At 45.6% G+C, this 19257-nt stretch carries 19 protein-coding genes and 2 tRNA genes; 7 read left to right on the plus strand and 14 right to left on the minus strand.

The window, feature by feature from the left end; genetic code table 11:
• Positions 1-32: 32 nt before the first annotated feature.
• From cgtA to rplU, 3 genes are all read right to left on the minus strand, one after another.
• Positions 33-1061 (minus strand): Obg family GTPase CgtA, encoded by a 1029-nt coding sequence (cgtA, locus tag BMY62_RS10565; protein ID WP_090659442.1) that lies wholly within the window; start codon positions 1059-1061, stop codon positions 33-35.
• A 109-nt stretch (positions 1062-1170) separates the two neighbouring features.
• The gene (gene rpmA, locus BMY62_RS10570; protein WP_090659445.1) at positions 1171-1428 is read right to left on the minus strand and encodes a 50S ribosomal protein L27; all 258 of its coding nucleotides are present in this window, start codon (positions 1426-1428) and stop codon (positions 1171-1173) included.
• A 19-nt stretch (positions 1429-1447) separates the two neighbouring features.
• Positions 1448-1759 (minus strand): 50S ribosomal protein L21, encoded by a 312-nt coding sequence (rplU, locus tag BMY62_RS10575; protein WP_090659448.1) that lies wholly within the window; start codon positions 1757-1759, stop codon positions 1448-1450.
• A gap of 148 nt (positions 1760-1907) precedes the next feature.
• Here rplU and ispB point away from each other — a divergent pair, with 148 nt between their 5' ends.
• Positions 1908-2876 carry an octaprenyl diphosphate synthase gene (gene ispB / locus BMY62_RS10580; RefSeq protein WP_090659450.1) on the plus strand — a complete coding sequence of 323 codons (969 nt, stop codon included), beginning with the start codon at positions 1908-1910 and terminating at the stop codon, positions 2874-2876.
• A gap of 92 nt (positions 2877-2968) precedes the next feature.
• Here the strand turns inward: ispB and BMY62_RS10585 are convergent, their stop codons facing one another.
• The 9 genes from BMY62_RS10585 to BMY62_RS10625 form a co-directional block, all read right to left on the minus strand.
• Positions 2969-4849, minus strand: a complete 1881-nt coding sequence (locus BMY62_RS10585; RefSeq protein WP_090659453.1) for a SurA N-terminal domain-containing protein — start codon at positions 4847-4849, stop codon at positions 2969-2971.
• 190 nt (positions 4850-5039) lie between these two features.
• A tRNA-Asp gene (locus BMY62_RS10590) sits at positions 5040-5116 on the minus strand.
• A gap of 34 nt (positions 5117-5150) precedes the next feature.
• Positions 5151-5226 (minus strand) — tRNA-Val (locus BMY62_RS10595).
• Positions 5227-5241: 15 nt separating this feature from the next.
• Entirely contained in the window at positions 5242-5514 is a 273-nt protein-coding gene (locus tag BMY62_RS10600; RefSeq protein WP_090631190.1) for an HU family DNA-binding protein, read from the minus strand.
• A gap of 233 nt (positions 5515-5747) precedes the next feature.
• Positions 5748-6737 carry an NAD(P)H-dependent glycerol-3-phosphate dehydrogenase gene (locus tag BMY62_RS10605; protein ID WP_090659456.1) on the minus strand — a complete coding sequence of 330 codons (990 nt, stop codon included), beginning with the start codon at positions 6735-6737 and terminating at the stop codon, positions 5748-5750.
• Positions 6734-7114: an SH3 domain-containing protein gene (locus tag BMY62_RS10610; protein ID WP_256207560.1), complete on the minus strand. Its 381-nt coding sequence runs from the start codon at positions 7112-7114 to the stop codon at positions 6734-6736. Before BMY62_RS10610 ends, BMY62_RS10605 begins: the two co-directional genes overlap by 4 nt.
• A 134-nt stretch (positions 7115-7248) precedes the next feature.
• On the minus strand, positions 7249-7704 hold the full coding sequence (gene secB, locus BMY62_RS10615; protein ID WP_090659458.1) for a protein-export chaperone SecB: 456 nt from the start codon (positions 7702-7704) through the stop codon (positions 7249-7251).
• 52 nt (positions 7705-7756) lie between these two features.
• Complete coding sequence (gene grxC, locus BMY62_RS10620; RefSeq protein ID WP_090659461.1) at positions 7757-8014, minus strand: glutaredoxin 3; 258 nt, start codon at positions 8012-8014, stop codon at positions 7757-7759.
• 3 nt (positions 8015-8017) lie between these two features.
• Positions 8018-8455 carry a rhodanese-like domain-containing protein gene (locus BMY62_RS10625; protein ID WP_090659465.1) on the minus strand — a complete coding sequence of 146 codons (438 nt, stop codon included), beginning with the start codon at positions 8453-8455 and terminating at the stop codon, positions 8018-8020.
• Between the two features lie 386 nt (positions 8456-8841).
• On the opposite strand from BMY62_RS10625, the gene gpmA reads away from it, so the two are divergent.
• The 4 genes from gpmA (at position 8842) to BMY62_RS10650 (ending at position 13261) form a co-directional block, all read left to right on the plus strand.
• On the plus strand, positions 8842-9591 hold the full coding sequence (gene gpmA, locus BMY62_RS10635) for a 2,3-diphosphoglycerate-dependent phosphoglycerate mutase (protein WP_090659471.1): 750 nt from the start codon (positions 8842-8844) through the stop codon (positions 9589-9591).
• A gap of 94 nt (positions 9592-9685) precedes the next feature.
• Positions 9686-10882 carry a murein hydrolase activator EnvC family protein gene (locus tag BMY62_RS10640; protein ID WP_177170360.1) on the plus strand — a complete coding sequence of 399 codons (1197 nt, stop codon included), beginning with the start codon at positions 9686-9688 and terminating at the stop codon, positions 10880-10882.
• A gap of 186 nt (positions 10883-11068) precedes the next feature.
• Positions 11069-12487 (plus strand): S41 family peptidase, encoded by a 1419-nt coding sequence (locus tag BMY62_RS10645; protein ID WP_090659477.1) that lies wholly within the window; start codon positions 11069-11071, stop codon positions 12485-12487.
• A gap of 24 nt (positions 12488-12511) precedes the next feature.
• Positions 12512-13261, plus strand: coding sequence for a HesA/MoeB/ThiF family protein (locus BMY62_RS10650; protein WP_090659480.1), 750 nt, complete (start codon positions 12512-12514; stop codon positions 13259-13261).
• 154 nt (positions 13262-13415) lie between these two features.
• Here the strand turns inward: BMY62_RS10650 and BMY62_RS10655 are convergent, their stop codons facing one another.
• Positions 13416-14273, minus strand: coding sequence for an SAM-dependent methyltransferase (locus tag BMY62_RS10655; protein WP_090659483.1), 858 nt, complete (start codon positions 14271-14273; stop codon positions 13416-13418).
• Between the two features lies 1 nt (position 14274).
• Positions 14275-15093 (minus strand): glycine/sarcosine N-methyltransferase, encoded by an 819-nt coding sequence (locus BMY62_RS10660; RefSeq protein ID WP_090659486.1) that lies wholly within the window; start codon positions 15091-15093, stop codon positions 14275-14277.
• A gap of 177 nt (positions 15094-15270) precedes the next feature.
• Between BMY62_RS10660 and BMY62_RS10665 the strand changes: the two genes are divergently transcribed.
• The gene (locus tag BMY62_RS10665) at positions 15271-16227 is read left to right on the plus strand and encodes a bifunctional riboflavin kinase/FAD synthetase (RefSeq protein ID WP_090659488.1); all 957 of its coding nucleotides are present in this window, start codon (positions 15271-15273) and stop codon (positions 16225-16227) included.
• Between the two features lie 150 nt (positions 16228-16377).
• Positions 16378-19209 (plus strand): isoleucine--tRNA ligase, encoded by a 2832-nt coding sequence (ileS, locus tag BMY62_RS10670; protein ID WP_090659526.1) that lies wholly within the window; start codon positions 16378-16380, stop codon positions 19207-19209.
• Positions 19210-19257 lie beyond the last annotated feature (48 nt).

Consider the following 19257-nt stretch of genomic DNA (forward strand, 5'->3'; position numbering starts at 1 on the left):
CAGAATGTATACAAATCCACCATGGCTGTTTGTTAGTCACTAGCCGATGACTGGTGTTGTTCAAGATAATCCATAAGCGCGTAAGTCATTTGCCGGCATCCCTCTCCGGTCAGCGCTGACAACATAAAATATCGGCCTGTCCAGTTCAATTTTTGAACAAACGCCTTGCAGGCAGAATGGCGCTGGTTTTCGGGTAACATATCGATTTTGTTCAGAATCAGCCAGCGCGGCTTGGCAAGCAATGCAGCATCGTATTTACGTAATTCATCGATCAGGGCATGTGCCTCATGCACACTATCCACGGCTTCATCCAATGGCGCCATATCGACCACATGTAGCAACAGAAGGGTGCGTGACAAATGCCTCAGAAAGCGATGACCGAGACCCGCACCCTCCGCTGCACCCTCAATCAAACCGGGTATATCAGCCATGACAAAGCTGCGGTTATGATCAATCCGTACGACGCCGAGATTGGGCCTCAGGGTGGTAAAGGGATAATCCGCCACCTTGGGACGCGCCGCCGACACGGCCCGAATCAATGTCGATTTGCCGGCATTCGGCATGCCCAGCAACCCTACATCAGCCAGAACTTTGAGCTCTAACTTTAGTTCACATTCCTGTCCTGCTTCACCATATGTAAACTGGCGTGGCGTTCGGTTGGTGCTGGACTTAAAGTGCAGATTCCCCAGACCGCCTGCACCGCCCTTGGCCAGCAGCACCTTTTGCTGATGCCGGGTAAGATCAGCAACCACCTTGCCGGTATGGATGTTTTTAACAACTGTGCCAACAGGCATACGTAGCACGATATCATCCGCACCTTTTCCGTAACAATCTGAACCGCGCCCATTCTGTCCGTTCTTTGCGCGATACACCCGCGCAAACCGGTAATCAATCAAAGTATTGATATTACGATCCGCCATGGCATAAATACTGCCGCCACTGCCGCCATCTCCACCGTCGGGTCCCCCCTTGGGAATAAATTTTTCCCGGCGGAAACTGGCTACGCCGTCCCCACCCTTGCCGGCATGCACTTGTATCGTCGCTTCGTCTATAAATTTCATAAAACTGTTACTGAACCATCCAAATGGCGGCCTGAAAAGTTACAAATAAAAAAAGCCCTATCACAAAGACAGGGCTTTAACAGAAATAATAATTCTAGTTTTTATTGACTTATACTGGAATGATGTCAACAACCTTGCGCTTCATCGCACCTCTGATACCAAAACTGACTTTTCCGTTTACTTTAGCGAATAAAGTATGATCCTTGCCCAGACCCACATTCACACCCGGATGAAATTTCGTGCCACGTTGTCTGACAATAATGGAACCGGCAGAGATCAATTCACCACCAAATCGTTTTACACCTAATCGTTTGGATTCAGAATCGCGCCCGTTTCTTGAACTGCCGCCCGCTTTCTTATGTGCCATTGTATATTACTCCTGAACTTTAACCTGTGATACCAGTAATCTGTATCTCCGTATAATTTTGCCGATGCCCCTGATGTTTTTGATAATGTTTGCGGCGACGCATTTTAAAAATGCGAATTTTGTCATGTCTACCCTGCCCCAGTACTGTAGCGTTCACTTTTGCTCCTTCTAACAGAGGCTTTCCCATTGAAACATTATCGCCATCGGCGATCATTAGTACCTGATCTATGACAAGCTCGTTACCTTCCTCAGCATCAAGCCGTTCAACTTTCAGTTTCTCTCCGACTTTGATACGATACTGCTTGCCACCGGTTTTTATAACCGCATACATAATATTAACTCCACGCGTCACTATATACAGAACACGAGATTATACCTAATTCAGCCGCTTTTGTGGAGTAAATTTACATTGATTACACCTTTGAGCTTGACACACAAGTATCTCATTTCTAACATAGCGTTTTCTTCAAGGTAACAACGTGTCAATAGAACATATCAGGAGCTTTATTGCCCAGGACATGGGCAAGGTGGATAATGTCATTCGGCAAAAACTACATTCTCATGTCGCACTCATACGTCAGGTCAGCGAGTATATTATTAACAGTGGCGGCAAACGTCTGCGACCAGCTTTAGTTATTTTATCCGCCGGTTCTTTTGGCTATACCGGAAATTTTCACTACAACTTGGCTGCGGTTGTCGAATTCATTCATACAGCAACATTATTGCACGATGATGTTGTCGACGAATCCGAGATGCGCCGTAACAAAGAAACCGCCAATGCGCTGTTTGGCAATGCTGCCAGTGTACTGGTAGGCGACTTTCTTTATTCACGCGCTTTTCAAATGATGGTCGAGGTCAACAATATGCATGTAATGCAGGTATTGGCCGATGCAACCAACACAATCGCCGAAGGCGAGGTTTTACAGTTGCTGAATTGCCGTGACCCGAATGTAAATGAAGAAAATTATTTGCAGGTCATCCGTTTCAAGACAGCAAAACTGTTTGAAGCGGCCAGTCGACTAGGTGCGATTCTGGGCAATGCCACACCGGAACAGGAAGAGGCCATGGCTGTTTATGGAATGCACCTGGGCACTGCATTTCAGCTCATTGACGACGTGCTGGATTATTCAGGCGATAATCAGGATACGGGAAAGAACCTGGGCGATGACTTGTCTGAGGGAAAACCGACACTGCCGCTCATATACGCTATGCGATCTGGCACTACGGAACAGGCAAATCTGATTCGTAAAGCAATTGAGGCCGGTGGTACTGACGGTTTCGAGCACGTACTGGATGTAATCCGGCAAACTGACGCGCTGAATTATGCTCGAAAGTGCGCATTGTCTGAAATCGAAACGGCCATTGAAGCCATAACCGGATTACCCGAATCTGAATATAAGGAATGCCTCATGCAGCTGGCCAGTTTTGCCGTTTCGCGAAACCATTGAAATCACTGACTCACTGTTTTTCTGTCTTTATAAAAACAGCCGGTTCCTACCCATCGTGATAAGAAATAAACAGCTGTTGATCAATATGCAAATCAGTAGCTGTCTCGTTTGATGGTAACATCGTATCGTTGTCTGACCCCATCCAGATACGCCGACATTTCTTCCTGGGTTTTCATTTGCTGCAACTGCTTGCCAAAGTCTGCTTTTCTCTCTTTATCGATTGTTTCAGGCTCAATCACTTGACTGATACGTATCAGACTGTATCCACCCTGCATATCTTCAACGCCCGTATAAACCGGCAAACTATCGATATCCGCTTTGAATATTGCTCGCAACATCTCCTGGCTCAATCCGTCCGGTTGCATGTAAGACACCTGCTTTGGCTCACCCCAGTCAACCGTATCCTCCACTCCATTCTGTAAGTCTGCCAGCAATTCTCGCCCCTCTTTAACAGCTTTTTCTTCCGCGAGCTGCCGCTTGAGCCGTTCAACAATCTCATCCCGAACAACCGATAAAGACTGCGCCGTTGCCTGACGATGCTCCAGCACACGCGCCGACACGAGTGTATCGGGCATTACTTCGATCGCCTCAGTATTGCGTTTATCTACTAAAGTCTCCTCAGAAAAAATTGCATTCATCATCGATTGATCCGCTAGCACTGAGGGCTCATCTGAATTCCTATTAATCCAGTCGGATTCTTGTATGGTTAATTCAAACTTTTCAGCTGCGGGCAAAAGGCTGTCGCTTTGCTCATAGACAGTATTACTAAATTCCTCAGCAGCCTCACCGAAAATGTTGCTGGCCATCTGCAATTTTAGCCTTTCTTCAATCTGTTCTTTCACATCAGCCAATTCAGCTGTTTTTGCCTCCTTGATTTCAGTCAACAGAATAATATGGAAACCAAAATCAGTCTCGACAAGGCCACGCACCTCATCCGGCTGCATCTGAAAAATTTCATCTTCAAACTCTTTAACCATGACACCACGCCCGAAAAAACCAAGATCACCGCCTAGACTGGACGATCCGGGATCATCGGAATGCTCTTCCGCGAGCTTGGCAAACTGCTCTGGATCCTGCAGCACCAACTCCAGAATACCTTCTGCCTCTTCGCGCGCCTGTCGCTTTTCTTCCTCTTCTGCGGTTGCTGCAACGGCAATCAGAATGTGACTGGCACGCCGCTCCTCCGGTTGACCGAATTCCTCACGATGCTCTTCATAATAAGCTTGAACCGCCTCGTCACTTACAGGCTCATTTTCTGCCAGCGATTCAAGCGATAAAACCAGATATTCAACGCGCACACGTTCGGGCAGAAAAAATTCTGATTGATGCGTATCATAGTAGGTTTTTATTTCTTCTTCCGCAGGTTCAATCCGGGATATATAATCTTCCGGTTTAATCTGTGCCTGACTGACTACGCGTTCAACTTCGCTCAAATAGGTAACCCGATTAGTGACCGTATCCGAAACAAAACCATATTCGCTATAGCCATCGAGCAGTTGCCTTAACAACAATTCCTGTCGCACACGCGACTCAAATGTCACTGGACTCAAACCTTCATTGCGCAAAAAACTTTCATATTGCTTTTTTGAAAACTTGTTGTCCAGGTGAAACTCAGGAATCTGGCCGATTTCACTCATCAGTTGAGAATCTAGTACAGTAAAACCGTTACTGACAGCCTCACGGAATAACAGGCGCTGCTGAATCAAACGTTCAAGAACCGAGTCCCTGACTTCGTAACTATCCAGCATCGCGCTGTCAAAATTTCCACCAAACATGGCACGCAATCTGGCCTGATGATCCCGCAGCGCCTGCTCAAATTCTCGGCGCTGTATTTCCTCTCCGTCAACAATAGCAATATAGCCTTCCTGACCGTCGCTGCGGTATGACTGAACACCCCAGAACATGAATGGCAATACAGCCAACAAAAGTACTACCTGAACAATTCGCTTTTTACGATTAACAAAATCAAACACAGCTATGAAAACCCGTTAGTTACGTGACAAAAGGAAGTCAGCTTAAAAAAACATCATCATATGCAAGAATTGCATAAATGTATTCTTTTATTATTGACATCGTCTATTGATAAGCGACAAAACTAAAACGCCTCATTCAAACCGACGGTTAAATGAGGCGATAATAACAATCTTTATGACAGACACATATTGGCGGAGTGGACGGGACTCGAACCCGCGACCCCCGGCGTGACAGGCCGGTATTCTAACCAACTGAACTACCACTCCTACAAATACTACAGATAATAAACACTTATTTAACTGGTGGGTGCTGACGGGATCGAACCGCCGACATTCGCCTTGTAAGGGCGACGCTCTACCAGCTGAGCTAAGCACCCCGTCTGTAAAGGCCGCTAGTTTACTGCATCTTTAAGTGCTTTACCAGCACTAAATTTAGGAACCTTTGCAGCTTTGATTTTAATGGCTGCTCCAGTACGAGGATTACGCCCAGTACGGGCGGCCCGTTTACCCACCTTAAAAGTCCCAAATCCGACTAAAGTAACGGTGTCATTCTTTTTTAGTGCAGATGTTATTGCAGATAATGCACCATCCAATGCACTACCAGCCGTAGCTTTTGGAATATCAGCAGATTTTGCTATTGCTTCTATGAGTTCGGATTTGTTCATATAATTCCCCTTTTAGGTTTGTTGGTCATTAATTCACAAGCAACTACTGCACAAACGCACTTATATCAAGCCATCTGTGCAAGGTCAAGAGATTACATCACACTTCAAAAAAATAAATTACCAATTCCAAGGGCATTGTGCCCAAAACGAACATCTTGTTTACTGGGTGTTTTCGAATAAACAGATAGACAATTTATCCGCAATATGCAATTTCTGATATTTAATAGACAACATCAATAAATCTCAGCCTTGGGCTCACGATTCAACAGCATGTCCACAGCAGCTCTAGCCGGCATACCCTCAAGCAAAATTTTGCATACGGCTTCTGTAATTGGCATATCTACGTTGAATTTACGGCCTAACTGCAATACGGCACTTGCCGTGTGCACCCCCTCCGCAACATGACCCAACTCACTTAAAATTCCTGAAAGAGGCTTGCCAGCGGCCAGGAGCAGTCCAACACGACGGTTTCGCGACAAATCTCCCGTACAAGTCAGCAACAAATCGCCTACACCAGCAAGTCCCATGAAAGTTTCCATTTTTCCACCCAGCGCAAGCCCCAGACGTGTAATCTCCATCAATCCACGCGTAATGAGTGCCGCACGCGCATTATGACCATATCCCATACCATCGGATATGCCAGCAGCTATGGTAATGACATTCTTGATAGCACCGCCTGTTTCCACACCAATTACATCCTGGCTGGTATAAATACGCAAGTTTTTGCTATGCAGCTGACTGGCCATTTCACGGGAAAAATTTTCATCCTCGGAAGCCAACGTCAGCGCAGTCGGCAGACCTCTCGCAACTTCCACGGCAAAACTTGGCCCCGAAATAACACCACATGACAGTTGGTCTGGCAACACTTCTGCAACGATCTGATGAGGCAACTTGGCAGTTCCCGATTCGAATCCCTTACATCCCCAGATAACAGGTGTTTTTTTGCACGTTTTTACCAAATCGTGAAGTGTCTCGCCAAAGCCGGACACCGGAACTACAATTAAAACAAGTTCAGTATTCTCAAGCGCTTCAGCCAGTGATGCTGTCAGATACAAATTATCCGGCAAAGGAAAATCCGGAAAGAAACTCAAATTGATACGACTGGACAGCAATTCAGACAGATGATTCGAATCTTTCGTCCAGAGCGTTACCTGATGACGTGCTGACAGATTGATAGCCAGTGCTGTACCCCATGCACCTGCACCCAAAATGGCAAGTCTCATGAGCCCCAGACCTGATCAGCTCTGACAAATCCAGTTTGCCCATCCTGATGACGCACTCTTACCCAGCCTGGTGTATTCGAATCCAGCCACTCCAAAACTACATTTTCCTGTGCCTGATAAACCATCTCCGCTCCTTCTTCAGCTTTGTGGTATATGTTTGCGACAGGCACCGTCACGATAACAAACCGCTGTTTACTCAATGCTTTTTTCTCAACCCAGGCCAAACTGCCGCTGCTGTCCCGCACTTTGACCCAGCCTTCGACATTCACTATTGCCTCTATCGGCAGGTTTGCGCCGGCAATATATAATTTGCCTGATTTTACAGACGGCGCATCGTACATAACAGTCGCATTTTCTGCGATTGAATAAAAATCCATGTCTGCTTTCACCAGAGCTGGCGCCAGGCAGAGCAGGCTCACCAAAAAAATATTTACGCAACACGTGTAAATACTCGAACACAGAATATATGGCGTATGTCGGATACAACACATTATTTTCAGCAGGAGTTTCATTACTGCTTTGTTTCCGCTGACTCTGAACCGGCACGTTGCTGGCTCTGATTATAAACCGCTTCAAAATTGACAGGATTGAGTATCACCGGCGGAAATCCCGCACGTGTTACGACATCGGAGACCGCTTCTCGAACGTAGGGAAACAAAATATTTGGACACCCGATACCTAAAACCGGCCCAATCTCATTTTCTGGCACATTGCTTATTCTGAAAATACCTGCCTGCTGCACCTCGATCAGAAACATAACCTGATCTTTCACTTTTGCTGTCACCGTCACCATCACCAGAACTTCGTAAAGCCCTTCTTTAACCACATGGTTTTGCGTATTGAGTTGCAGATTCACTTGTGGCGCCTCGCGCTCGAGAAATATACCGGGCGCATTCGGAATTTCAAGCGACAGATCTTTTACATAAATTTTTTCGATATTGAATGCTGGTTGTTGTTGCTCGCTCATTTTATTATTTTAACCCTGAAATTTTAATTTATATTTACTTCCAAGTCTGGACCTAAGATGCCAGCAAAGGCATTAGTTCTCCAAGATGATCCAGTCGCGCAAGATCATCATATCCTCCGACATGTTTTTCTCCGATATAAATTTGCGGGACTGTTCTGCGTCCCGTTTTATTCATCATTTCACTGCGTTGCTCAGGGTCAAGATCAATCCGTATTTCCTTAATTTTTTCCACACCTTTGGAACGCAATAATTTTTCTGCCATTTTGCAATAAGGACAGAACCCGGTTGTATACATGATTACCTTGCTCATTGTTTATCTCTTGACTATAGGCAGGCTCGCGCGTTTCCAGGCATCGATTCCACCCATCAAATTATGCACTTTCCCAAATCCGTTTTTATACAATATATTACTCGCATGACCTGATCGTATACCACTTTTATAAATAACGACAATAGGTTTCTCCTTATATTTCGTCAATTCAACCCATCGCTCTTCAATCTTCTCAGTCGGTATGTGCTTAGAATTGGGCAAATGACCCGCAGCAAATTCGCTGTCATCTCTCACATCTAGCACAATAGCATCTTCGTAATTTATCAATTCTATCGCCTTGCGCGTATCAATTTCCTTAGCGCCGCGCTTTGTGAATGCAGGCCATATCAGCAACGCAGCACTGACGATTGCGGCAATCACAAAAAAAATGTTTTCTATCCTGAGCAAAAAGTAATCCTGAAAAATTGATGATTCTTCCATAAAAATGTTTAATCCTGTGTTTTATAATGTTTTCACGAATTGGATTCTATCAGAAACCACATCAAATCGCTTTGCGCAAAAGCATTCGTGGTTTACCTGCATGCCAGCTATTCTTTTATTTACCTGCGACGTTAATTTTTTACCAGACTTGCCGATGTATCAATTTCATGCCATTGCACCTAACGCAATTGATTGAGCAAACAGCAAAACCAGAGCTTTCATTATTTCACACGTTGATATGTTGTATGAATCATGAAACATTTACTACCCGGTCAATTAATTCACTCCAAAAATCAGACAGATGCTGCGCAACACTTCAAAATCAAGTAAAATACGCTTCTGCACAGATTAAAAGAAAGAACGCAACACACAATCCCAAATAATACATGAAAAAAATCGTCCTTCTTCGTCATGGAGAAAGTATCTGGAATAAAGAAAATCGGTTTACAGGCTGGACAGATGTTGATTTAACACCCAAAGGTATCAAAGAAGCCCGGAATGCAGGCAGGCTTTTAAGTGAAGCAGGTTTTAGTTTCGATATTGCGTACACATCAGTGCTAAAACGCGCTATTCGTACATTATGGCTAACGCTTGACGTCATGGATCTGATGTGGCTTCCTATTCATAATACCTGGCGCCTCAATGAACGACATTATGGCGCACTGCAAGGCCTGAACAAAGCAGAAACCGCCGCCAAATTCGGTGATGAGCAGGTGTTGATCTGGCGCCGCAGCTATGACATCAGGCCGCCCGAACTGTCAATTGAGGATGAACGATATCCCGGAACAGATATACGGTATAAAAACCTTAATCGCTCTGAACTACCTCGAACAGAATGTCTCAAGGACACTGTTGCAAGATTTCTTCCGTATTGGAAAAACATTATCGCACCACAGGTTCAATCCGGAAAAAATATTATAATTACAGCACACGGCAATTCTCTTCGTGCTCTGGTTAAGTATCTAGACAATATATCAGATCAGGATATACTAAATTGCAATATTCCAACTGGCATTCCGTTAATTTACGAACTGGATGACGAGCTTATTCCGTTGCGCAGTTATTACCTGGGCGACCAGACACTGATACAGGATGCCATGCAACAGGTTGCCAATCAAGGAAGATCTGCAGGATAACCCGTCAGCTTGTTACACTGTCTGTGGCAACCAGTCTGCGAGCACATGCTCACGAACTGCTTCTTATCTATTACCTAATAGTATTTCTCCGGACGTGAAGCCAACACAATTCACAACCATTCAATTGGTAATCCTGTTAATTCTATCCAGCATATCGCTGCTGTATCATTACACCGCTACCGCTTCGGACAAACATAAGCAGCTGGACAACTTACGCAGCCGTATACAGGCGCTACAAACCGAATTGACTGTTCAGGAAAAAAACAAACAGGACGCTGCAGAAGCACTGCGCGACACCGAGCGTGCTATCAGTAACATTAAAAGAAAGCTGCATCAGCTAAGCAAAGACAAGCAAAAAATTGATGAAGCGTTAGAAAATATTCATGCACAGCATAAACAACTTACACTAGCAAGGGAAACGGAACAAGCGCAATTGAGCGCTTTACTGTTTCAACAATATCTGGGAAACGAACGTCATTATCTGCGTACACTGCTCAATTCACAGGACCCCAACCAGATGGCACGTGATATGCATTACTATAAACAACTTTCCAATGCGCGCTCAGAGCATATCGACAGCCTTCTCAACGATCTAAATCAACTGCAGGTGCTTGCGCAATCTGCCAGTGAAAAACAAGCTCAGTTGTCTACAATAGAGGCTGAATACGAAAACCAGAACCAGATCCTCGAGCAAAAACAGGCAATACATAAGACTACGTTTTCACGTTTATCCCAAGAAATCAAACAACAGCATAACGAAATTGACAAGCTTACCCGTGACGAGCAACGTATTGCAAAACTGGTTGATGAAATCAACAAGCTTTTCAAACAGGAAAATCAGAAGAATGTATTGAATAATACCCGCCTGCCAGATTCCAGGCACCAGAATAGCGCCTTCAAATCACTCAAAGGCAAGCTCAATCTGCCTGTTCGCGGGAAACTTGTTAACCGTTTTGGTGGTCAACGTTCAGGTAGGCATGTTAGATGGAAAGGATTGTTTATCCGTTCACCAGAAGGCAGCGACGTCAAAGTTATTGCAACAGGACAAATTGTATTTGCCGACTGGCTACGCGGCTTTGGTAATCTTATCATTGTTGACCATTCACATGATTACATGAGTTTATATGGCAACAACGAAGTGCTTTTGAAACAAGTTGGCGACATTGTCCAGAGTGGTGACACCATCGCTACCGTAGGTAACAGCGGCGGCAATCCGGATTCAGGACTATACTTTGAATTGCGTCACAAAGGAAAAGCGTTTGATCCGTTGACATGGATAAAAATAGAATGAATGATATATAAATACGCAAAACATGCTTTGCAAGTGGTAAGGAATTAAATAACAAACCGTTATATAAGTAATATATTCACTTGTTTTTATTGTATGATCATTTGCAAAAACAGTTTAAATTTATCATTCAGTTTTCGACCAAGTATAATTTAATCACTTAGAATTCATAAGTGCGGAGACAGCATCATGAGTAACATAGTAAAAAAAGCAGGTTTGGTTTTTGTTGGCGCAATCACGGGCGTGATGCTCAGTTTGAATTTTTCCGCTATCGCCAAAAGAGATTCAACGGAAATCATGCATCCGCTGCCAATCGAGGAACTACGCACTTTTGCACAGGTATTCGGACGCATTAAAAGTGATTACGTAGAATCAGTGGAAGACAAGCGCCTGATTACAGAAGCCATCAACGGTATGCTGGTTGGTCTTGATCCGCATTCTTCGTATCTGGACAAGGATGAATACAAGGAATTACAAATCGGTACACATGGTGAGTTTGGCGGATTGGGTATTCAAGTCACCATGGAAGATGGACTGGTCAAAGTCATTTCCCCAATAGAAGACACGCCGGCATTCCGGGCAGGCATTCAAACGGGTGACCTGATTGTCAAGCTGGATGATACGGCAGTCAAAGGAATGACTCTCACCGAAGCAATCAAACTGATGCGCGGCAAGCCGAAAACCGCGATTAAAATTACCGTTGTCCGGGAAGGCGAAAAGGAGCCGCTGGTATTTAACCTGGTTCGTGACATCATCAAGATCCAAAGTGTCAAATCAAAACTACTCGAACCAGGCTATGCATATATCCGTATCACACAGTTTCAGGAATATACTGGAGAAAGTCTGGCGAAAGCAATTAAAACACTGTTTTCAGAAAGCACAAAACCCATGCAAGGACTCATTCTCGATTTACGTAATGACCCAGGTGGCCTGTTAAATGGCGCAGTTGCCGTGTCTGCTGCCTTTCTTCCTGAAAATGCACTGGTTGTTTACACAGAAGGTCGCACAGCAGATGCAAAAATGCGATTACACGCCAATCCTGAATATTATCTCCGCGGCCATGGCAGGGATTATCTGCAGGATTTACCCGGAGAAATCAAGACTGTGCCAATGATCACATTAGTCAATGGCGGCTCTGCTTCAGCTTCAGAAATTGTGGCGGGAGCGCTGCAGGATCATAAACGCTCCATCGTTATGGGATCACAAACATTTGGCAAAGGCTCTGTGCAAACAGTATTGCCGTTGGGTAATGACACCGCAATAAAACTAACGACTGCGCTCTACTATACGCCGAACGGTCATTCTATCCAGGCAACCGGCATTACCCCGGATATACTGGATGAATCAGCGGATGATGATCAACGCCTGCGCGAAGCGGACTTAAGTAGACATATTGCCAATGGCCAAAAAGGCGAGAAAAAGTCAGCAGTTGAGAAAGTTACTGAAGAATCGGCAAACAAGTCCCAAAAAGAAGAAAGTAAAAGCAAGAAAACCAGTGGTCCGATTGAATTCGGATCCGAGGATGATCTTCTGCTTATTCAAGCTATGAATTACTTTAAAGGCATAACCACATCTCCTGAAAAAAAATCTGATAGTGCAGGCGGTTAGCAGTTATCCGGAGCAGCTTACGTTTTGAACGATCACCAGTTGCTCCGGTATAGCCGGCATATTTTGCTTCCCGAAATTGATATTTCAGGTCAGGAAACATTACTTAAAGCACATGTACTGATTATTGGGGCCGGTGGTTTAGGGTCGCCTGCAGCACTTTATCTTGCCGCCAGCGGTATTGGTAAATTGACAATCTGCGACGGTGATTCTGTAGACTTAACTAATCTTCAACGCCAGATTGTACATCCATCATCCGCAGTGGGTCTTCTCAAAGCACACTCAGCCCAGACCACATTGTCCGGTCTAAATCCGGAAATAAATATTGCTGCCTGTTCTGAATACGCAAATGAAGCGAATTTACAACAGCTTGTTGCCGGATCCGATGCAGTCATTGACGCGAGTGATAATTTTGAAACGCGTCATAACATTAATAAAGCCTGCGTTGAAAACCGAAAGCCTCTGATCTCAGGTGCTGCGGTTCGTTTTGAAGCGCAGGTTTCCGTTTTCGACTTGCGTTCACAGCGCAGTCCCTGTTATCACTGCCTCTATCCGCTTGATGGAGAAACCGGGGATATGCCATGCGCAATCATGGGTGTCTTCTCCCCACTGGTTGGTATTATTGGCAGTATTCAGGCAGCTGAAACGATCAAGACACTGCTGAGAATTGGCGAAACCCTGAATGGCAGGTTACAGCTACTGAACGGTCTTACCATGAATTGGCGCACAATCAAACTCAAGAAAGACCCATATTGCAGAATATGTCAGCATAAATGAGCGCGCGCCTCAGTCTTTTTACTAATACTATATAATCCGCTGGTTTTTCCATTGTCTCATGGCTAAAACCCCGGGCGGAATCTTCAACAGGCATAGGACTGAAAAAAACAGTTGTTTTTCTCAGTCTAGCGTTTTTTGCAATCGAAACTCTCGCTTATGGTTTATGCAGCAAAAAAATGCCCCAAGCCAGATAACCGTTCCTACCGCCATCAATCCAATAATTCAACCCGGTCTTCATGCGTTCAATATAAGCCGGATCGATTTTTCCCGTTAGTTCTCCGGTATGTTTCTCTGTTTCATCAAGCACTCGTTGGTAGTGATTGATCAACTGCTGAGTCAGATCATCAAATCTGATTACATCAAAACCCAACCGAGCAGCAACCTGCCGATAATAATCCGGCGAACCCAATGAAGATAGATGGATGCGATCAAGTATCGGTTGCAAAACACCAGCAGGACAATCGTCGGCCTGCATTGGATCGGTAAAAACAAAATGTCCACCCGGCTTCAATACCCGGTAGGCCTCTGCCAATACCTGCTCTCGCTGTGCACTGTGCAAAATCGCGTCCTGTGACCAGATAACATCAAAACCGGTTGACTCATCAGCGCTTGTAAATGGCAATGATTCAAAACTGCCATCTATTACTTGGATTTTTTCGGACAGATGTGCAGCTGCATTTAACTCGCGCGCGCGCTGATTTTCAACTTCGCTTAAATTCACCGCCTTTACCTGCACACCGTAAGCTTTTGCCAGATAACGGGCAGCGCCACAATAACCGGAACCCAGGTCAAGCAAGACAGAACCTGATTTTAATTCAGGAATATATTTGGCCATGGTCTGTACTGTTCGATGACTTGCCACGTTGATTGGCTCATCTACACTTTCATACAGCCCGATGTGAATATCTTCCCCACCCCAAATTGTGCTATAAAAATGATCTGCATCTTCGCTGTTATAATAATCACGCGCAGTTTCAACGGCAGCTGGTTGAGTTTTATTTGAGTCCATCATACTATTCGTCTGCAGAGTGATAGGCTTTATCGGCGATATGGATAAAAAAATCCGGTTCGCTTTCTCGATAGGTTTCCTGAAAATCTCCAAACGTTTCAATATGCTGAAAACCGACTTCCTGCATCAGCCGTGTTGTATAATCTTTTCTGAGCGGAAACATATTTAGAAAATATTGATCGCCATCGGAAAAGCTGTATTCAAATCGGGCCAATCCCTTATCAACGTGCACCGGTTTTACCGATACATCAGTGCCACAATAATAATAAGTATGTGTACTGTTAAAACCGAAGTCAATTAAGGCATCATAGTTACGCTGGTCCAGTATCAATACACCATCGTGTCGCAATGCGGCATAAAACTCAGCCAGTGCCTTACGGCGGTCATTTTCATTAAACAAATGTGTAAACGAGTTACCGAGACAAATAATCGCATCAAATTTCTGATGTACGTCACGATTCAGCCAGCGCCAGTCGGCCTGCACGGTACGCAGAATATGACCGCGCGACCGGGCATTGGCAAAGGCCTTCGACAGCATCTCAGCACTGCCATCAGCACTGACTACTTCAAACCCGGCTTCCAGCAGACGGACCGAATGAAATCCGGTTCCAGTCGCCACATCCAGTATTTGCCTGCAACCTCTCTCTTTAAGTTTGTCGATAAAAAACGAGCCTTCAGATTGAATTCTCGCATTCCAGTCAATCAGTGAATCCCATTTTTGTACAAAAGCATGCACATATTCCGCACGATATTGATCCGTTTCACGAACCGATACCGGGTCGGAACCATAATCCTGTTTTGTCTGTATCGATGTAGTATTCATTTCGCTCTCCGTGGGTATAAGTGTAATAAGACTGCCGTAATGGTTTTCACCAAACAGCAACACATAACACCGGAAAAATTCCAGAGTCAATCGTTGTCTTTCGATCACAATCTTGCGCAAACCTAGACCAGTCTGGCAAAACCAAGCTAAAATTATTATTTTAAGGTTGTTACTTACATGCAAATCTGGCGAAGCAATCCTTCACCAAATCATAAGACACCGCTTGCACTGACAATCGGCAACTTTGACGGCGTTCATTTAGGTCACCAAGCCATTCTGTCCCGTTTGAAAGACGCTGCCGACAAACTTGGGATTGCTGCTTGCGTCATGACCTTTGAGCCGCATCCACGCGAATTTTTCGCACCAGATCAAGCACCTACTCGCCTCACTAGCTTCAGGGAAAAACTGCAACAGCTAGCCGGATCGAAAATAGATTATGTACGAGTATACCGCTTCAACTATGATTTCGCAAAAATAAGCCCCGAAGCTTTTGTAGATCGAATACTAATTCAGGAACTTTCTGTTCGCTGGTTACTGGTTGGCGACGACTTTCGTTTTGGTGCGCGCCGAGCCGGCGATTTCGCTATGTTGAAGGCACAGTCCGGGCAATTTGGTTTTGAAGTGGAAGAAATGCCGGGCGTTTTAATAGATGGGCAGCGCGTGTCAAGCAGCCACATAAGAAAACTGTTAAATGCCGGTGATCTGCATACAGCCCGCCGCTTTCTGGGCAGACCCTTTAGTATCAGTGGGCGTGTCGTTGACGGCGACAAGCTTGGAAAAAGACTTGGCTTTCCAACCGCCAACATTCACATCAGGCACAATCGCCCGCCTATTTCGGGTATTTTTGTCGTTAAAGTATACGGCGCCATCCAATCGGCACCATCTGCTGCGCTGCCCGGCGTCGCCAGTCTCGGCGTTCGGCCGACTGTCCATCAAAACTGCGAACCGGTGCTGGAAGTTCACTTGCTCAACTTTGACCGGTCGATTTACGGCTATCATTTGCGAGTCGACTTTCTGCATAAACTACGCGATGAAGAAAAATACTCCGATTTAACCCAGCTTGTACAACAAATAGGCAAAGACATCGAACAGGCAAAACTTTTTTTCAATCAAATGACGGATTCCGTGGTTTAGCCAGTTAAGTCTCGAAATAAACCGTAATCACGTATAATTCATCACAATTACAACACAATGTCATAAAATAGCAACACTCAATACCGATTCGTATATGATTGCAAAATGCAGCCTATCGATTTCGACGTGAAACGATTTTTAATTTTTTTCATGACTGATTATAAAAAAACGCTTAATTTACTCGATACGCCTTTTCCCATGCGCGGCAATCTCGCCAAAAGGGAACCCGCCATGCTCGAGTCCTGGCAGCAAAAAAAACTGTATCAAAAAATCCGTGCGGTAAGTAAAGGAAGACCAAAATTCACTTTGCACGATGGACCGCCGTACGCAAACGGTGACATCCATATCGGACACGCCGTCAACAAAATTCTCAAAGATATCATTATAAAAAGTAAAACACTGGCCGGTTTCGATGCGCCCTATATACCGGGATGGGACTGCCACGGTTTGCCCATCGAACATCAGATAGAAAAAAAACACGGTAAGCAGCTGTCCGCCGATAAAGTACGCGAACTTTGTCGGGCATTTGCTGCAGAACAGGTTTCGCGGCAGAAAGCGGATTTCATTAGGCTGGGTGTTTTGGGTGACTGGGATCAGGCTTACCTCACCATGAATTTCCAAACTGAGGCTGACATTATTCGCACACTGGGGAAAATCTATCAAAACGGTTATCTGTATCAGGGGCAAAAGCCTGTCAACTGGTGTATTGATTGCGGCTCTGCCCTTGCCGAAGCGGAAGTTGAATATGAAGACAAAACTTCTCCGGCAATTGACGTTGGCTTTGATGTCATTCAGACAGATGGAGGCAATGCAGAAACGCAATTACGAACAGCCTTTAACCTTGATACCGGCGCTTTGCCAGATGGCAGAATCATGGCAGTCATATGGACGACCACACCCTGGACGCTGCCAGCCAACCAGGCTGTCTGTGTCCACCCCGACTTTGACTATGATCTGGTTGAGACACATCGGGGCATGCTCATACTGGCAACAGAACTGAAGCAGACTTGCCTGGAACGCTATGATTTGGAGGGTAAGACAATAGGGCAGTGTAAAGGCCAGGCGCTCGAACACCTGCCATTGCAACACCCATTCGAAAACCGACGTGTCAAAATCATCTGCGGTAAACACGTAACATTGGAAGCCGGTACTGGTCTGGTACATACTGCGCCCGCTCACGGTCTGGACGATTATTTTGTCGGCCAACAATATGGCCTTCCCAACGAGAGTCCGGTTGAAGGCGATGGCAAATTTATTATGGATAAACCGCTGGTTGGCGGCTTATTTGTCTGGAAAGCTAACGACATCGTCATTGACGCATTGCAGAACAGCCACCATCTGCTCTCTCTGAAAAATATAGAACACAGTTATCCACACTGCTGGCGACATAAAACTCCCATTATTTTTCGCTCAACACCGCAGTGGTTCATCGGTATGAATCTGGCACGACATTCAGATACAAATTCCGATACCATCTACCAGGGAAAAACCTTACGTGATCTTGCCATGCAAGCAGTAGACAATACGCGGTTTTATCCCGCATGGGGACGGGCACGACTGGAGGCCATGATCAAGAACCGCCCTGACTGGTGTGTCTCCCGACAACGTAACTGGGGTGTTCCGATGGCGTTATTCGTCCACAAAAACACCCACTCACCGCATCCGCGCACCATGGAACTGTTCGAACAAGTCGCACAAAAAGTCGAAAAGCAAGGCATAGAGGCCTGGTTTTCGCTAGATGAAGCCGAATTACTTGGTGAGGACACACAGCATTATATTAAGCTGGCCGATACGCTCGATGTATGGTTCGATTCAGGAACAACGCATGATACTGTAGTCAAACCCAATTCACAGCTCGACCATCCGGCCGACTTATACCTGGAAGGTTCCGACCAGCATCGTGGCTGGTTTCAATCGTCTCTGCTGACCGGCTGCGCCATTGACAGCCACGCTCCCTACCGCGCACTGCTGACGCACGGGTTTGTCGTCGACGGCAACGGACACAAGATGAGCAAATCCAAAGGCAACGTGATCGCACCGCAAAAGGTCATGGATACCTATGGCGCCGACATTTTACGCCTGTGGGTTGCATCCACCGATTACTCCGGCGAGCTTTCAATTTCCGAAGAAATCCTCAAACGTGTCGTTGAAAGCTACCGTCGCATTCGTAATACCCTGCGTTTTCTGCTGGCTAATCTGACGGACTTTGACGCGCGAAAAGACATGCTGGCAATTGAGGACTGGCTGGAAATAGACCGTTATATGCTGGCATACAGTAACAATTTCCAGGAAGAACTCGTACAGATCTATAGCCGTTATGAGTTCCACCAGGTGGTACACAAACTGCACAATTTCTGCTCTGAAGATCTCGGCGGCTTTTATCTAGATATTCTGAAAGACAGGCTTTACACCGCAGCCGCCGCCAGTCCGCCACGGCGTGCCGCACAAAGTGCGCTTTATCATATTACTCACAGCCTGATCCGCCTGTTTGCGCCCATCCTGAGTTTTACAGCCGAAGAAGCCTGGGAGCACCTGTCCGGGCAGCCAGACGACAGCGTGCTGCTGCATACCTGGCATCATTTTCCAGAACAACCTGACGCACAACAACTATGCGACCGCTGGAGCAGAATTCGCGTATTGCGCGCCCAGGTATTGAAAAAGCTTGAGGATGCCAGGGCACAGGGAAAGATTGGATCATCACTGGCGGCAACTGTAAATATCCGCGCAGGTGGTAATGACTGTACACTGTTACAATCACTTGAAAATGATTTACGGTTTGTCCTGATTACTTCAGAATCCAGGGTGGAAGCAGCAGAAACTGCTCAGATATTGGAAGTCACGGTTACACCGAGCCGTCATTCGAAATGTGAACGCTGCTGGCATTATCGCAGCGATGTTGGTCAACATTCCGAACACCCCAATCTGTGCGGGCGCTGCATATCCAATCTCGATGGAACAGGTGAAGACAGACGATATGCCTGAAATAAACCGCAACCCATGCTCTTCAGCCTGAATGTCTACTCATGCTTT

This window comes from Nitrosomonas marina (assembly GCF_900111605.1).
Classification (GTDB): Bacteria; Pseudomonadota; Gammaproteobacteria; order Burkholderiales; family Nitrosomonadaceae; genus Nitrosomonas; species Nitrosomonas marina_A.

Bases quoted from the DNA above. Each gene is read 5' to 3' on its own strand.
- cgtA (WP_090659442.1), bottom strand. From the start codon at position 1,061: ATGAAATTTATAGACGAAGCGACGATACAAGTGCATGCCGGCAAGGGT.
- rpmA (WP_090659445.1), bottom strand. From the start codon at position 1,428: ATGGCACATAAGAAAGCGGGCGGCAGTTCAAGAAACGGGCGCGATTCT.
- rplU (WP_090659448.1), bottom strand. From the start codon at position 1,759: ATGTATGCGGTTATAAAAACCGGTGGCAAGCAGTATCGTATCAAAGTC.
- BMY62_RS10600 (WP_090631190.1), bottom strand. From the start codon at position 5,514: ATGAACAAATCCGAACTCATAGAAGCAATAGCAAAATCTGCTGATATT.
- BMY62_RS10605 (WP_090659456.1), bottom strand. From the start codon at position 6,737: ATGAGACTTGCCATTTTGGGTGCAGGTGCATGGGGTACAGCACTGGCT.
- BMY62_RS10610 (WP_256207560.1), bottom strand. From the start codon at position 7,114: ATGGATTTTTATTCAATCGCAGAAAATGCGACTGTTATGTACGATGCG.
- secB (WP_090659458.1), bottom strand. From the start codon at position 7,704: ATGAGCGAGCAACAACAACCAGCATTCAATATCGAAAAAATTTATGTA.
- grxC (WP_090659461.1), bottom strand. From the start codon at position 8,014: ATGAGCAAGGTAATCATGTATACAACCGGGTTCTGTCCTTATTGCAAA.
- BMY62_RS10625 (WP_090659465.1), bottom strand. From the start codon at position 8,455: ATGGAAGAATCATCAATTTTTCAGGATTACTTTTTGCTCAGGATAGAA.
- gpmA (WP_090659471.1), top strand. From the start codon at position 8,842: ATGAAAAAAATCGTCCTTCTTCGTCATGGAGAAAGTATCTGGAATAAA.
- BMY62_RS10645 (WP_090659477.1), top strand. From the start codon at position 11,069: ATGAGTAACATAGTAAAAAAAGCAGGTTTGGTTTTTGTTGGCGCAATC.
- BMY62_RS10655 (WP_090659483.1), bottom strand. From the start codon at position 14,273: ATGATGGACTCAAATAAAACTCAACCAGCTGCCGTTGAAACTGCGCGT.
- BMY62_RS10660 (WP_090659486.1), bottom strand. From the start codon at position 15,093: ATGAATACTACATCGATACAGACAAAACAGGATTATGGTTCCGACCCG.
- BMY62_RS10665 (WP_090659488.1), top strand. From the start codon at position 15,271: ATGCAAATCTGGCGAAGCAATCCTTCACCAAATCATAAGACACCGCTT.
- ileS (WP_090659526.1), top strand. From the start codon at position 16,378: ATGACTGATTATAAAAAAACGCTTAATTTACTCGATACGCCTTTTCCC.